This window comes from Methylobacterium brachiatum (assembly GCF_020523825.1).
In the GTDB taxonomy this organism is placed as follows: Bacteria; Pseudomonadota; Alphaproteobacteria; order Rhizobiales; family Beijerinckiaceae; genus Methylobacterium; species Methylobacterium brachiatum.
The window spans coordinates 77,852-91,252 of the sequence record NZ_JAJALK010000004.1 but is presented as its reverse complement, the minus strand read 5'-3'; the positions used below and the strand labels follow the sequence as shown (position 1 = coordinate 91,252).

Sequence of the window (13,401 nt, the reverse complement as noted above, 5' to 3'; positions counted from 1 at the left end):
GGTTCCCAATGTGCCCCTCACGCGCGATTTGCTACCTCTCAGGGCCGAATGCAAGTTACAAAACCCTACAACGGGGTGCATCTCGGTCATGATCGCTGCGCATGCTCAAGCGCCGAGTCGGGAAATTCTGGCACAACCGCCAGGTGAACTGTCCTGATAGGCGGAGGTTTTGATAACCACTGCGCCAGTGTTTCCAGATCGTGGCCGCGGGCTCGCCGGTTCGTGGATCGAACCAGACGCCGGCACGGCGGGTGATTCGGCCCGTGCGCGGGTACGTACACGCGGCGACGATCTGGCGGAGCATCGCATAATTTGGCGACGCATGCGCCGTTCTTCGACGTGAAATAGTGTGTTCGTTCGGTTTAAGACAGATCTCGCCGACGGTGCGACAAATCTGTTTCGTGTTGTTCCAGTCCTCGACCGAGAGCCACGGCGGAGGCCGGGCGGTCGTCGTCGAGCGTGCCGCGGAAAACCGAATCCTGATACGCCGTCGGAGGCTGCGATCGCGATCCGCTGCCCAATCAAGACTTTGATCCGTCAGCGGATCTCGATCCTGCCCGAACCCGGAACATGCGTAACCGGGTGACGGGGCTGTCCCCAAGTTCTCAACTTTCGAGCGAATAGCTTGGGCGGGTCGTGCACCGCGCGCGGTGACGCGCGGGCGCGGCCATGGCATTGCGCGCGGATGCTGCTGCTCGCTCTCCTTCTCGCCCTTCTGGTCGTCCTGGCCGTCATGATCATCACGCGGCGCTGGACCGGCCGGCTGGCCTCGCTCGCCACCTTGATCGCGGGGGCGATCATGGCGCTGTGGCTCGCCCAGGTCGGGCTGTTGCCGGGCTCCACCGGACCGCTGACGCCGGACCGGCCCCGTGTCCCGGGGCTCGACCGGTAACGCGCCGGTAACCGTCCCGGCGCGAGCATGGGCCATGCCCACGCTGTCAGCCCCGCGCCTGCTCACCTTCCTGGTCTCGGCCGTCCTCATCGGCCTGGCCATCGCGAGCCTCTACACCCGCATCCCCATGGTCGGACGGACCGTGGTGGCGCACCGGCAATGGTTCTTCATCGGCGCCTACGCGCTGCTGGCGCTCGGGGTCACGACGCGCAGCCTGTGACCGACGCGGCGCCGTGAAGCCGGTTCACCTTCGAGATGCCGGCGGCCTTTGATCGCACGGCATCGGTTTCCGAATGCCGGCCACCACCTCTTGCGGTGATGCTCTATCGCAACCGTGCGGCGTGCTTCAAAGGTGGCGGTATGGCGATGAAGACGACATTCGTGGTGCAGCCGTTCGAGCTGCACCGGAAGCGGCTGCGGCCGGCTCGACAGGAGCCCGCCCAGAGCGAGTTCGGCGCCCTCAAGAAGGCCGAGGCCTTGGCCGGACGCATGCCGGGCGCGGCGGCCTTGAAGGTGGTCGCCGACGACGAGACCGGCGAGCTCGAGGGCGTGACGATCCTGGGCCAGTTCGGCGAGGTGCCGGAAGACTTCGCCGAGAGTCTCCAGGGCGGCTGAGGCGATCGGGCGCTCGCGCCCGGGTGCGACACAGGCGACGCCGGCTGGACACTACGTAGAAACAACGTAGCACGAAGCTGGCGAGCGAACGCGCGTCCAGAGCCACAATCCGTGCCCCGATACTTTATCGATCTCCATGACGGCACCAATCTGGTTCGTGATCAGACGGGTGTCGATCTGCCCGATCTCGCCGCCGCGCGGGACCAGGCGGTCCGCATGATGACTCGGATCGCGCAGGGGCTCTCGGATCCGCAGGTGCGCCAGGATTACGTGATCGCCGTCCGGGACGAGCAGGGAACCGTCCGCCTGCGGCTGCGCCTGTCTTACGATGTCGAGCCCGGCTGAAAGCCGGGGCGCCGGGTCGCGACGGAAGCAATCCTGCGCGCGTTGGTGCCGTGTCGGTTCGCTCACGATCAGGAGGCTGTATGGGACGCTCGAGGATCACGACTGGATCGGCCCTGGCGGCCCTCGTCCTGCTGGTGTCCGCCGCCGGGCCGGCCGCGACCCAGACGACGCCGCCACCGCAGGCCGGCTCGGCCGTGGCGACGCCCGACAACGCGATCCTGCTGACGGTCTTCCTCCGGCACGACCAGTCGCGGCCCCTGGCCGAGCTGAACGAGCAGCTCGCCAAGCAGGGCTTCTACAAGGCCTTCCCGCCGCCCGGCATCGAGATCGTCTCGTGGAACGTCGTCATGGGGATCGGGCAGATCATCACCCTGCGGCTGCCCGCCACCCGGCTGCGCGAGATCAACCGCGTCCTGGAGGACACCGCCTGGGGCGCCTACCGGACCGAGTTCTACCCGACCTACGATTACAAGGCGGTGGGCCTCGCGGAGCACGACAAGGCCCGCTGAGCCGCATCGCCGGCGTTCACACCACCCCTTCGGCAACCCGGACCGGGCCGGAGGACAGCGCGTCGCTCCACAGGCAGGGATGGCCGAGCCGCTTGGCCCGGTACATCGCCGCGTCGGCCTGCTCGAACAGCGCCTGCGCCTGGCAGGCGTGCTGCGGCGCGCGGGCAATGCCGATCGCGGCCCCGATCAGCACCGGCTGCCCGGCGCCGACATCGTAGGGTTCGGTGAGACGTGCGTGGAGACGCTGCGCCCGATCGAGCACGGTGGAGGCCGGAGCCTCGTCTAGGAGCAGGACGAACTCGTCGCCGCCGAGCCGTGCGGCGGTATCCCGGTCGCCGAGACCCTCCTGGAGCCGCCCGGCCATCTGCCGGAGCAGCGCGTCGCCGGCGGCGTGGCCGTAGAGGTCGTTGACCGGCTTGAACCCGTCGAGGTCGATGCACAGCAGGGCGCAGCCCCGGCCGGTGGGCTCGGCCGTGGCCTGGTCGAGCCGCGCCTCGAACAGGTAGCGGTTGGGCAGGCCGGTCAGGGGGTCGTGATGGGCCCTGTGGCGCAGCAGCGACTCCGCTTTTCGGCGCTCGGTGACGTCCTCGTAGAGGGCGAGCCAGCCCCCGCCCGGTTGCGGCTGAAGCGCCAGGGCGATCTGGCGCCCGTCCGTGAGCGTCTGCAACTCTGTGCCAGGGTCGCGCCGGGCCAGGGCCCGGGACCGCTCCGCCCAGATCTGCGCCGGATCCCGCTCGGCCTTCAGGCCCTTGGCGGCGTTGAGCGCGATGAGCGTCCGGGCGTGCATGCCGGGACGGAGTTGCCCGGCGGGCTGGCCGAAGATGCGCCGGTAGCCGGCATTGGCGAAGAGCAGGCGGTCTCCGGCATCGAACAGGCAGAAGCCGTGCGGCAGGCTGTCCAGGGCCCGCATGATCCGGGTGCCGAGCCGCCGGTCCCGGCAGAGCCCGTAGGGACGGGGGATGACGATCGCCTCCCGCTCGCGCCGTGGCAGCCGCGCCGAAACCCGTTCGCTCGCGCCATGATGGCGAACCCCCTTCAGGCGCCCGGCCGAGCCCAAGCCCCGCTCACGGCCGAACGCCCCGCCGAAGACTGTCCCTGCGCGGTCATAGAATGGGATTCCTTTCGCCAACCTTGACGAGATTATGTTTCGCTCAAGGAAGCTCGGTCATCGAGGCAGCCGCGTCCATCGCGGCACGAATTCCTGCCGGCCTCGGCCACGCGCAGGTTCGCTCCAACAAAAAACCCCGCGGTTCGGCACCGCGGGGCTGGGGTCGTCTCTATTGGCGCGCCGCCTCCTCTCGGTGCGGCGGCGATCGTCGGCGTCGAAGCCTCAAGGGGCGTCGTGGACGCCGTGATGCCCGTCGAGGACGGTGTCGCTGGTCGGGACCGTGTCGGCCACGGCTTCCGCCCGGCGGCGATCCGGGGCGGTGGCCTCGTCGACGAAGGCTGCCACCGCCTCCGTGAGCGGCAACGTCCGGGTCTGCTGGCTCCCGAGCCGACGGATCGAGACCGTGCGCTCCTCGGCCTCGCGGCGGCCCAGCGCCAGCAGCACCGGCACCTTGGCGAGGGAGTGCTCCCGGACCTTGTAGTTGATCTTCTCGTTGCGCAGATCGGCCTCGACCCGCAGGCCGGCCCGTTCCAGGGCACGCACGACATCCCGGGCATAGGCATCGGCCTCGCCGGTGATCGTCGCCACCACCACCTGGACCGGCGACAGCCAGAGCGGGAAATGCCCGGCGAAATGCTCGATCAGGATGCCGGTGAACCGCTCCATCGAGCCGCAGATCGCCCGGTGCACCATCACGGGCGGCTTCCGGGCGCCGTCGGCATCGATGTAGAACGCGCCGAACCGCTCGGGCAGGTTGAAATCCACCTGCGTGGTCCCGCATTGCCAGTCGCGGCCGATGGCGTCGCGCAGGACGTACTCGAATTTGGGCCCGTAGAACGCGCCCTCCCCCGGATTGACCTCCGTGCGGATCCGGCCGGCCGACTGCGCCTCGATCTGCGTCAGCACCCGGGTCATCACGTCTTCGGCGTGGTCCCAGAGCGCGTCCGAGCCGACGCGCTTCTCCGGCCGCGTCGAGAGCTTCACGACGATCTGGTCGAAGCCGAAATCCGCGTAGGTCGAGAGGATTAGGTCGTTGATCTTCAGGCACTCGTCCGCGAGCTGGTCCTCGGTGCAGAAGACGTGGGCGTCGTCCTGCGTGAAGCCGCGCACGCGCATCAGCCCGTGCATGGCGCCGGACGGCTCGTAGCGGTGGACCACGCCGAACTCGGCGAGCCGCAGGGGCAGGTCCCGGTAGGACTTCAGGCCGTGCTTGAAGATCTGCACGTGGCCCGGACAGTTCATCGGCTTGAGGGCGAACCAGCGCTTGTCCTCGGCCTCGTCGCCCGCCGATTGCGCGGCGAACATGTTCTCGCGGTACCAGCCCCAGTGGCCGGAAGTCTCCCACAGGGCCTTGTCGAGGATCTGCGGGGCGTTGACCTCGGCGTAGTCCCCCCGGAGCCGCCGCCGCATATAGGCGATCAGCTCCTGGAAGATCGTCCAGCCCTTGGCGTGCCAGAAGACGACGCCCGGCCCCTCCTCCTGGAAGTGGAACAGGTCCATCTCCCGGCCGAGCCGGCGGTGGTCCCGGCGCTCGGCCTCCTCGAGCCGGTGCAGGTAGCCGTCGAGATCGGCCTGGTTCGCCCAGGCCGTGCCGTAGATGCGGGTGAGCATCGGGTTGTTCGAATCACCCCGCCAATAGGCGCCCGCGACCTTCATGAGCTTGAAGGCGGTGCCGACCTTCCCGGTGGAGGTCATGTGCGGGCCACGGCACAGGTCGAACCATTCGCCCTGCCGGTAGATCTTGAGATCCTCGCCGGGCGGGATCGCGTCGACCAGCTCGACCTTGAACTTCTCCTGCTTGCCCTCGAACAGCCCGCGCACGTCCTCGCGCGTCCAGACCTCCTTGGTGAAGGGTGCGTCGCGAGAAATGATCTCCCGCATCTTCGCCTCGATCTTCGGGAAGTCCTCCGGCGTGAACGGGGTCTCGCGATAGAAATCGTAGTAGAAGCCGTTCTCGATCACCGGGCCGATCGTCACCTGCGTCTCCGGCCACAGGCTCTGAACGGCCTCGGCCAGCACGTGCGCGCAATCGTGGCGGATCAGTTCCAGGCTGCGCGGGTCGGTCCGGTCCAGGAACTCGATGCGGGCGTCCTGGGCGATCGGATCGTCGAGGTCGGTGACGGTGCCGTCGAGCGCCATCGCGACGGTGCGCTTGGCCAGCGACTTGGCGATGCCCTCGACCACGCTGCGGCCGGTGGTGCCGGCGGCGACCTCCCGCGTGTTGCCGTCGGGGAAGGTAAGAATCGGCATGGCTCAGGCTCTCCAGGCTCAGTCCTGCATACGCAGCAGGTAAGCGTTGTCAGGGTCCGTCTTCGGGGAGCGGCCGTGTAGACCGAATTTTTTTCCTTGGCGAGGGAATGGCGCGCAGTGCAGCTACCCCTGTGGACGCCATCCTCCGGCGCCGTCCGGGGCGGGCCAAGCCGGCTCGCGGCCGAGACGGCTCCAAAGCCCCAGTCAGCGCCGTGCTCTTACAATCGGCCGCCGCATCGTCCTGGACGGGCCGGCGCGGGACCATCGTCTCGCGTGATGACCCGTGCGGCATCGATAACCGGATGATGGCGGGCAAGGACAAATCCGGAACCTTGTCCAGGTTGGGCGTGGGGGATTTGCGCGAACATCCGGATCCCGGCCCGCCGATATTGCGGCCGCCCAGCAAAGCTCGGGAACCCGAAAGCGCCCACGTATCAAAATCTTGGACGCCCTGTGGCATTGAAGTGCGGGCGGGCCTGCTGCACCTCGAACTGACACGGCGTTTTGTCCTGCGACCGTGACAGCGCAGATCGGCGATGGAGCGCGGCAACGCCGGCTTCGGTAACGCCCCTCGACTTTCCAAATGGCCGGCCCGCCTCACCCCACGCGTTCGAGCCGGCTCGCGAAGAAGCCGTCCAGGCCGCCGCGGGCGCCCGGGACGTCCGGTAGGTGGCACGGCAGGGTGCGCAGGTCGCCGTTACCGTCGATCATCTCGGCCGCGCCGCCGACCTCCTCCGGCTGGACCGGCACACGCCGGTATCGGGCGTCGCGGGTCAGGAAGGCCGCGATCTGGGCCTCGCCCTCCTCGGGCTCCAGCGAGCAGGTGCAGTAGACCAGCCGTCCGCCCGGGCGGACCAGCCCGGCCGCGTGGTCGAGGAGCTTCGCCTGGAGCGTCGCCAGCCGGGCAATATCGGCCTCGGATTTGGTCCAGGCCACGTCCGGGTGGCGCCGGATCGTGCCGGTGGCCGAGCAGGGCGCGTCGAGCAGCACGGCGTCGTGGTCCTGCGCCTCCAGGGCCAGGGCGTCGGCCACCGCGATGGTGACGTCGAGGCCGAGCCGGGCGACGTTCTCGCGCAGGCGCTCCAGCCGGGGCGCCGAGCGGTCGACGGCCGTGACCTGTGCGCCGGTGGCGGCGAGCTGCATCGTCTTGCCGCCGGGGGCGGCGCAGAGGTCGAGGACGCGGGTGCCGGGCTGCGGGGCGAGCAACCGGGCCGGGATCGCCGCGGCGGCGTCCTGCACCCACCAGGCGCCCTCCTGGAATCCCGGCAGGTCGGGGATTGCCGGGCCGTTCTCCGGCAGCCGCAGGGAGCCGGTCGGCAGACGCACCGCGCCGAGCGGCTCGACCCAGGCGGCGGCGTCCCCGCGCGGGGTCAGGTCGATCGCCGCGCCCGCGAGATGCGCCCGCGCGATGGCGGCAGCCCGCTCCGGCCCGTAGGCCGCGGCCCAGCGGCGGGCGAGCCAGTCGGGCGTGTTGACGGCGAGCGCGTCGGCGGAATCGGCCAGGATCGCGTCGCGCTCCCGGGCGATCCGGCGCAGGACCGCGTTGACCAGTCCGGCGAGATGGGCGGTGCGATTGTCCCCCTTGGCGAGCCGCACGGCGCAATCGACGGCGGCATGATCGGGGACCGCGAGGTCGAGGATCTGAGCGGTGGCGGTGGCGAGCAGCGCCGTGAGCCGCGGCTTCTCGACCGGCAGGCCACGCTCCAGCCGGGCCGCCAGGGCGGCGCGGATCAGCCCGTAGCGCCGGAAGGTCGCCACCGCGATCGCCCGGGCCAGGGCCGCGTCGGCCGGGTTCAGGGTCTCCGCCCGGATCGCCAGCGCCAGGGTCTCCTCCAGGGCCGGGGGGCGCTCCTGGCCGATGATCTCGGCCACCGCCTGCAGGGCGGCCCGGCGCGCGCCGAGGCCCGCCGTGTCGGGCGCGCTCGTGCCCGTCGATGTCTCGCCCCGCGTGTTGCGACCTGTGTCCCGCGATGCCACTTCTACTCCTGACCCGATTGCCTTCAGACTCACGCCCTCACACCCGAGCGACCGCGATGCAAGACCCGAACGGACATGACGTGACCGAAGACGCGGCCACCCCGCGCACGCTCAGCCCCGCGGCGGAGCGTGCGCTGGCCGAGGCGGCCGAGCGCCGCGCCGCGATCGACGCCCGCGCGGCCGAGATCCGCGCGACCCCGGAGCGCCTGGGTCGCGGCGGCCTGGAGCCGGTCCGCTACCAGGATTGGGAAGTGAAGGGCCTCGCGGTCGATTTCTGAGCCCGGCGGCCGCCCTACTCGGCCGCGACGCCGCCATAGACCACCGGCGGCGGTTCGGGCCGGGCCTCCGCGGCGCCCGCCCCGAACCGTCGGTACCAGAGCCCGGTCAGGATCGGCACGAGGATCGAGGTGACGATGATGCAGATCGTCACCAGCACGGTGGCGGTCTGCGCCACCGGAGCGAATTGCGGTGCCACGGCCGCGATCGCCAGCGGGTTGGCGGCGGCCGCGCCCGCGGTGGACGAGGCCGCGAGCCCCGCCGTCCCGGTGCCGCCGCCGATGGCCTTGTCGGCCAGGATCAGCGGGATCCCGGTGAGCACGATGACGGCCAGCGCCAGGACGATCCCGAGCCCGGCCAGCGGCGAGAGCAGGTTGTTGAGATCGACCGTGTTGCCGAGCGCGAAAGCGAAGAACGGGATCATCAGCTGGCTGCCCGGCGCGAGGAAGGCGCGCAGCTTCGGATCGAGATTGCCCAGCAGGAAGCCGACGAGGAACGGCAGCACCGCGCCGATGAAGATCTGCGGCTCGAAATGCGCCGCCCCGGAGGCGCCGAGGATGATCATGCTCATCAGCGGCCCGGACTCGATCGAGGTCAGGATGAAGGCGCCGGCCTCCTCGCGGCTGCCATAGGTCTGCATCAGCGAGGCGTAGAGGCCGCCATTGGTCATATCCATCGCGCACACGATCGCGAGGATCGACAGGCCCGCGAAGAACCCGGTCTGGATGCCCTCGGGCGGGATGAACAGCGACGCGACCAGCACGATCACCCAGGCGGAGAGCAGCTTGGTCACCACCAGGGTGCCGGATTTGCGCAGGACCGTGCCGGTGGCCTTCAGGCTGACCGACGCGCCCATGCAGAAGAACCAGACCGCCAGGATCGGGATCACGCCGGTCATGATGCCCTGCGTGAAGCCCTTGAAATAGGCCGGGGCACCCGGCGTGAACGTCTTGCACAGGGCGCCGAGCAGGAGTGGGACCAGCATCAGGCCGCCGGGAATCCTGTCGATCGCCGCCTTGATCTGCATGGCGCGTTCCCTCCGGTTGGTTCGCCGACGCGCCGGATCCCGGGCGTCGTGCCGGCCCACGCCTCTGTCGGGCGCCTGTTTGGACCGGTGCGACATCCTGTTGCTGCGAGCCGCGGGCCGTCAAGCGGCGGTCCGGGCCGTGGCCGCGACACCAGGCGCGGAACGTCGCGCGGCGGGCGCCGTTGGGCTCGTTCATCACCAGGAGGCTCAGATGGCGACGAAGGTATCGGCTCACGGCGCGGCCGCGGGACCGCGTGGCGAGATCGCGCTTGCCCGCGGCGAGCGGCTCGGGATGCGGATGTGGCGGGCCGAGGAGCCGAACGCCGACAAGCCGATGACGTCCTCGCCGCACGAGACTGTGGGCTACGTCATCAGCGGCCGGGCCGAGCTGGTGGTCGGCGGCGAGACGGTCGCGCTCGCGGCGGGCGATTCCTACTGCGTGCCGGCCGGCGCGGAGCACACCTATCGGATTTTGGAGACCTTCACGGCCGTGGAGGCGACTGCGCCGCCGGCCAAGTAGGGCACAGCGGCCGCCCGATCTGCGCGCGCCGTGGCTCGGGCGTCGGCGCGCGCCTGCGCATCGGCGCGGCATGTTGTTCATCATGCATCATGAGCCACGCGCTTGCCCGGGACAGGCTGTCGACGCCGCTCGCCGCGGCGAGCGCGTGATCCTGTTCGGAAGCCGGGCGCGCGGGGACCACGACGCGGCAGCGACTGGGATCTGTGCATCCTGCTGAACGACGACATCCCGCCGGGCAACTATACGCCGGGCTTCCTGTGGGCGGCCGTGCGCGACTTCGGCGCGTCGATCCAGGTGGTGCCGATGCGCAGGAGCGTATTCGAGGGCACCCGTCGCGACGTCAACGCGCTCGCCTATGACGCCGCGCAGGACGGTCTCGTCCTGTACGACAAGGCGTTGGAGAGTGCGCCGTGAGCGCGTCGGATCCGGGCGCATCAATCCGGAAGGCCCAGCAGGATACGCGCTCGGCGCGACGCCTGCTGCTCGATCCGCCCGAACTCGAGGATGTCGCGTTCCACGTCCATCAGGCCGTCGGGAAGGCCGCCGAAGCGGTCTTGTGGCGGAGGGCATTCGGTATCCGCGCGGCCGTGGGGCCGGCCCTGATCTCGACGCTCTGACCAGGCTGATACCGATCGCCAATCCGTTCCGTGAACAGGCGAGGCCGCTCGCGGGTCTGACGCCGTGGGCGACCGCCTTCCGTTACCCGACGGATGATCCCCTCACGGCCGAGCCGCTAACCTCCAAGGCAGACCTCGAACGCCATCTTGACGGTGCGGAGGCTCGCGTGGAAGCCGTGACGCGCCATGTCACCACGGCGACCTGATCACGCCGTTGCTCCGATCCTCACTGGGTCACGTAGACCTGGGCGCCGACATCGACCCGGGCGTAGAGATCGACCACGTCCTGATTGTACATGCGGATGCAGCCGTAGGAGGCGTAGGTGCCGACCGAGCTCGGCCGGTTGGTGCCGTGGATGGCGTATTCGCCGCCGGCCAGCGTCATCGCGGCGGCGCCCATCGGGTTGTTCGGCGAGCCGCCGGCGATGAGGTTCGGCAGCCGCGGGTTGTCGCGCTTCACTTCGGCCGGCGGCGACCAGGCCGGGGCGACGTACTTGCCGTCGATGGACGCCGTGCCGAACCATTGCTTGCCGGGCCGGCCCACCGCGACGGGATAGCGGATCGCGGTGCCGTCGCCGTTCACCAGGTAGAGCTTGCGCTGGGACACGCTGATCACCACCGAGCCCGGTGCGACGCCGTTCTGGAACGGCACCACCTCCCGGGCCTGGGCCGTCCCGAAGCACCCCGCCAGCATCGCGCCGGCCATCCCGAATAAAGCCGCCACCCGACCCGACATCACCGACTTCCTCGACAAGCAAGAGATCATGCGGGCCAGTAATCCACGGCCGCGCTTGCCGTTCCACGAAAAGCTATGGTTGATGCGGCATTGATCCCGGGAAGTCTTGGGGAGGGTAAAGGAGTAGCGTAAATCCGGGATCTCGACGGATCAGCGCTCGATCAACGCTGCGCCGCGCGGGTCTTCGACCTGCCAGCCGTGCCGCTCCAGTTCCGGATCCAGATGCTCCTCGACCGGGTGGCCGACGCAGAGATAGGCGACGAGCCGCCAGGTCGCCGGCACGGCCAGGATCTCGGTGACGCAAGCGGGCTCCAGGATCGAGACCCAGCCGACGCCGAGCCCGCGCGCCCGCGCCGCCAGCCAGAAGCACTGCACCGCCCCGACCACCGAATAGGCCAGGGTCTCCGGCATGCTGGCCCGGCCGAGACCGAGGCCGGTCTCGGTGGAATCGTCGCAGAACACCGCGAGGTGCTCCGGTGCCTCGTTCAGCCCGGCGAGCTTGAGCGTCCGGTAGCGCGCCGCCCGCGCGGCGTCGTAAACCGTGGCGGCGGCGGCGTTGCAGCGGGAGAAGTCCTGCGCGACGGCGGCGCGCCGGGCCGGGTCCGACACGCGGACGAAGCGCCAGGGCCGGCTGTTGCCCACCGAGGGCGCCCGATGGGCGGCGGCCAGGCAGGCGCGCAGATGATCCGGATCGACCGCGTCCGGCCGGAAGCGGCGCACGTCGCGGCGCCACGCGAACAGCGTGTCGAGCGTCTGGATGAAGGCGTCGTCGAAGGCGGGCGGACCCATGATGCGGCTCGCCATACCTGTATCCCGCGGTCAACGGGAGACGGAAAGACGGCCATCCGGTCCGGCGGCCGGGAGAATCATAAAAAAGGCCGCCCGGAGGGGCGGCCTGAAGTCATTGGGTCTCGAAACCTCGGAGTGCCGAATCCTGGGATCCCGACCGGTGACCGAAGGCTGGGGAGCTGGGTTACGGTCGCCGGCCAGGCAAAACCCGGCGAGGTTCAGCGATTGTTGTGCCACCGCAACGCGGCTCGCAAAAGGCACAAATCGGGCGGAACCGTGTTTTTTGCCGCTGGCCTGTGTCTCACGCGACACGGAGACCCGCCGCGACCACCCTTGCGGGGCGCGGCGGCGGGGGCCATCATCCGGCAAAGCATGAGCGCCACGGAGTGATGATGACGGAGCGGACGAGCGCGGGGTCGCGGCCCGACGATGCGGCGGGCCATGTCATTCCGTTTCCCGCCCGTGCGGAACCCCCGCAGATCGCCTTCAACCGGGACGAGCTGCGCACGATCTTCAACCTCTACGGCCGGCAGGTCGCCGCCGGCGAGTGGCGCGACTACGCGATGGATTTCCGCCGGGACAAGGCGGTGTTCTCGATCTACCGCCGCAGCTCCGAGATGCCGCTCTACCGGATCGAGAAGGATCCGAAGCTCGCCCGCCGCCAGGGCGCCTACGCGGTCATCGCCGCCAGCGGCCTCGTGATGAAGCGCGGGACCGAGCTGGCCCGGGTTCTCGCCGTGCTGGAGCCGCCGCCGCGCGCCGTCTGAGGTCTCAGGCGAGGTTCAAGGTCCGGACGGTGGCGACGATCTCGTCCCGGATCGCGGGCGCCAGCGGCAGGATCGGCCGCGGCGGCTCGGCCCGGCACAGGCCGAGGGACTCGGCGAGCGCATAGACCACCCGCAGGCTCGAATAGGTCTGGAACAGCGCCCAGAGCGGTGCGAGTTCCGCATTCAGCCTCCGGGCCTGCGCGATGTCGCCGGCCTGGACGGCGCGCGTGATCGCCAGGCAGGTCTTCGGGAACAGGCCGCCCGCCACGCTGAACCAGGCCGTGCCGCCGGCGATCAGAGCCGCGGTCGCATTCCAGTCGCCGCTAACCCCGAGGGGAAAACCGGCGGGAACCGCGTCCCTGAGAGCCGAAACCCCGGCCACGGCAGCCTCCGGCGCCGGCGCGGGACATTTGGCCGCCACGAAACCGGGCAGGCGCGCGATCCGGCCGATCAGGTCCGGGGAGAAACGGAAATGCGTGGTCGCCGGGTTGTCGTAGATCACCAGAGGCAGGCCGCCCTCGCCTGCCACGGCCTCGAAATGCCGGAACACCTCATCGTCGGTGAGCGGCGTGTAGGAGACCGGGGCCAGCAGCCCGGCATCGGCGCCGGCTGCCCGGGCGTCCCGGGCCAAGCGGATCGCCTCGTCGGTGCGCAGCGCCCCGATTCCGACCAGGATCGGCACCCGGCCGCCGACCACCTCGGCGGCGATGGTCACGGCGCGGCGGCGCTCGTCCCGGGACAGGTAGGCGTAAGTGCCGGTGCTGCCGAGCAGCCCGATCGAATCGACCTGCGCCTCCGCGAGCCGCTCTAAAAGCCGGCGCAGGCCCGTTTCATCGACGCGGCCCTCGGCGTCGCTGGGGGTGATCGGGAAGGCGGAGAGGCCGGAGATCGACAGCATGCCGGCACGTTAGCGGCTGGCGAATGGCAGTACAGACAAAAAGAAGCCCCGGCGGTTTCCCGCCGGGGCTTCCGA

General features: G+C 70.0%; 17 protein-coding genes. 10 read left to right on the top strand and 7 right to left on the bottom strand.

Annotation, left to right across the window (positions count from 1 at the left end):
* The first annotated feature begins 685 nt into the window (after positions 1 to 685).
* The 5 genes from LGR69_RS10460 to LGR69_RS10440 all read left to right on the top strand — a co-directional run bounded on the left by LGR69_RS10460 (position 686) and on the right by LGR69_RS10440 (position 2,361).
* Positions 686 to 892 (top strand): hypothetical protein, encoded by a 207-nt coding sequence (locus tag LGR69_RS10460; RefSeq protein ID WP_007566117.1) that lies wholly within the window; start codon positions 686 to 688, stop codon positions 890 to 892.
* Positions 893 to 926: 34 nt separating this feature from the next.
* Positions 927 to 1,112, top strand: a complete 186-nt coding sequence (locus LGR69_RS10455; protein ID WP_007566119.1) for a hypothetical protein — start codon at positions 927 to 929, stop codon at positions 1,110 to 1,112.
* A 140-nt stretch (positions 1,113 to 1,252) separates the two neighbouring features.
* Positions 1,253 to 1,507, top strand: a complete 255-nt coding sequence (locus LGR69_RS10450) for a hypothetical protein (RefSeq protein ID WP_007566121.1) — start codon at positions 1,253 to 1,255, stop codon at positions 1,505 to 1,507.
* A 111-nt stretch (positions 1,508 to 1,618) separates the two neighbouring features.
* Positions 1,619 to 1,852, top strand: a complete 234-nt coding sequence (locus LGR69_RS10445) for a DUF6894 family protein (RefSeq protein ID WP_007566123.1) — start codon at positions 1,619 to 1,621, stop codon at positions 1,850 to 1,852.
* Positions 1,853 to 1,932: 80 nt separating this feature from the next.
* On the top strand, positions 1,933 to 2,361 hold the full coding sequence (locus LGR69_RS10440; protein ID WP_230365976.1) for a hypothetical protein: 429 nt from the start codon (positions 1,933 to 1,935) through the stop codon (positions 2,359 to 2,361).
* Positions 2,362 to 2,377: 16 nt separating this feature from the next.
* Here LGR69_RS10440 and LGR69_RS32030 read toward each other — a convergent pair whose 3' ends face one another.
* The 3 genes from LGR69_RS32030 to LGR69_RS10420 form a co-directional block, all read right to left on the bottom strand.
* Entirely contained in the window at positions 2,378 to 3,418 is a 1,041-nt protein-coding gene (locus tag LGR69_RS32030) for a diguanylate cyclase domain-containing protein (RefSeq protein WP_307354632.1), read from the bottom strand.
* A gap of 273 nt (positions 3,419 to 3,691) precedes the next feature.
* Positions 3,692 to 5,719, bottom strand: coding sequence for a threonine--tRNA ligase (gene thrS / locus LGR69_RS10425; protein ID WP_007566129.1), 2,028 nt, complete (start codon positions 5,717 to 5,719; stop codon positions 3,692 to 3,694).
* A gap of 597 nt (positions 5,720 to 6,316) precedes the next feature.
* On the bottom strand, positions 6,317 to 7,696 hold the full coding sequence (locus LGR69_RS10420) for an RsmB/NOP family class I SAM-dependent RNA methyltransferase (protein WP_307354631.1): 1,380 nt from the start codon (positions 7,694 to 7,696) through the stop codon (positions 6,317 to 6,319).
* A gap of 56 nt (positions 7,697 to 7,752) precedes the next feature.
* Between LGR69_RS10420 and LGR69_RS10415 the strand changes: the two genes are divergently transcribed.
* Entirely contained in the window at positions 7,753 to 7,974 is a 222-nt protein-coding gene (locus LGR69_RS10415) for a DUF1674 domain-containing protein (protein WP_007566133.1), read from the top strand.
* A 14-nt stretch (positions 7,975 to 7,988) separates the two neighbouring features.
* Here LGR69_RS10415 and LGR69_RS10410 read toward each other — a convergent pair whose 3' ends face one another.
* Positions 7,989 to 8,999 (bottom strand): 2-keto-3-deoxygluconate permease, encoded by a 1,011-nt coding sequence (locus LGR69_RS10410; protein ID WP_230365975.1) that lies wholly within the window; start codon positions 8,997 to 8,999, stop codon positions 7,989 to 7,991.
* A gap of 211 nt (positions 9,000 to 9,210) precedes the next feature.
* On the opposite strand from LGR69_RS10410, the gene LGR69_RS10405 reads away from it, so the two are divergent.
* From LGR69_RS10405 to LGR69_RS10395, 3 genes are all read left to right on the top strand, one after another.
* On the top strand, positions 9,211 to 9,519 hold the full coding sequence (locus LGR69_RS10405) for a cupin domain-containing protein (protein ID WP_230365974.1): 309 nt from the start codon (positions 9,211 to 9,213) through the stop codon (positions 9,517 to 9,519).
* A 102-nt stretch (positions 9,520 to 9,621) separates the two neighbouring features.
* Positions 9,622 to 9,933, top strand: coding sequence for a nucleotidyltransferase family protein (locus tag LGR69_RS10400; protein ID WP_230365973.1), 312 nt, complete (start codon positions 9,622 to 9,624; stop codon positions 9,931 to 9,933).
* Positions 9,930 to 10,136: a HEPN domain-containing protein gene (locus LGR69_RS10395; protein ID WP_230365972.1), complete on the top strand. Its 207-nt coding sequence runs from the start codon at positions 9,930 to 9,932 to the stop codon at positions 10,134 to 10,136. The genes LGR69_RS10400 and LGR69_RS10395 overlap by 4 nt, the downstream gene beginning before the upstream one ends.
* Before the next feature lie 226 nt (positions 10,137 to 10,362).
* On the opposite strand, the gene LGR69_RS10390 is transcribed toward LGR69_RS10395, so the two are convergent.
* Positions 10,363 to 10,872 (bottom strand): L,D-transpeptidase, encoded by a 510-nt coding sequence (locus LGR69_RS10390; RefSeq protein ID WP_007566141.1) that lies wholly within the window; start codon positions 10,870 to 10,872, stop codon positions 10,363 to 10,365.
* 150 nt (positions 10,873 to 11,022) lie between these two features.
* Positions 11,023 to 11,676 carry a 5,6-dimethylbenzimidazole synthase gene (bluB, locus tag LGR69_RS10385; protein ID WP_007566143.1) on the bottom strand — a complete coding sequence of 218 codons (654 nt, stop codon included), beginning with the start codon at positions 11,674 to 11,676 and terminating at the stop codon, positions 11,023 to 11,025.
* A gap of 377 nt (positions 11,677 to 12,053) precedes the next feature.
* On the opposite strand from bluB, the gene LGR69_RS10380 reads away from it, so the two are divergent.
* Positions 12,054 to 12,428 carry a DUF2794 domain-containing protein gene (locus LGR69_RS10380; RefSeq protein ID WP_007566144.1) on the top strand — a complete coding sequence of 125 codons (375 nt, stop codon included), beginning with the start codon at positions 12,054 to 12,056 and terminating at the stop codon, positions 12,426 to 12,428.
* A 4-nt stretch (positions 12,429 to 12,432) separates the two neighbouring features.
* Here LGR69_RS10380 and LGR69_RS10375 read toward each other — a convergent pair whose 3' ends face one another.
* Positions 12,433 to 13,326, bottom strand: coding sequence for a dihydrodipicolinate synthase family protein (locus tag LGR69_RS10375; RefSeq protein ID WP_230365971.1), 894 nt, complete (start codon positions 13,324 to 13,326; stop codon positions 12,433 to 12,435).
* Positions 13,327 to 13,401: the final 75 nt, after the last annotated feature.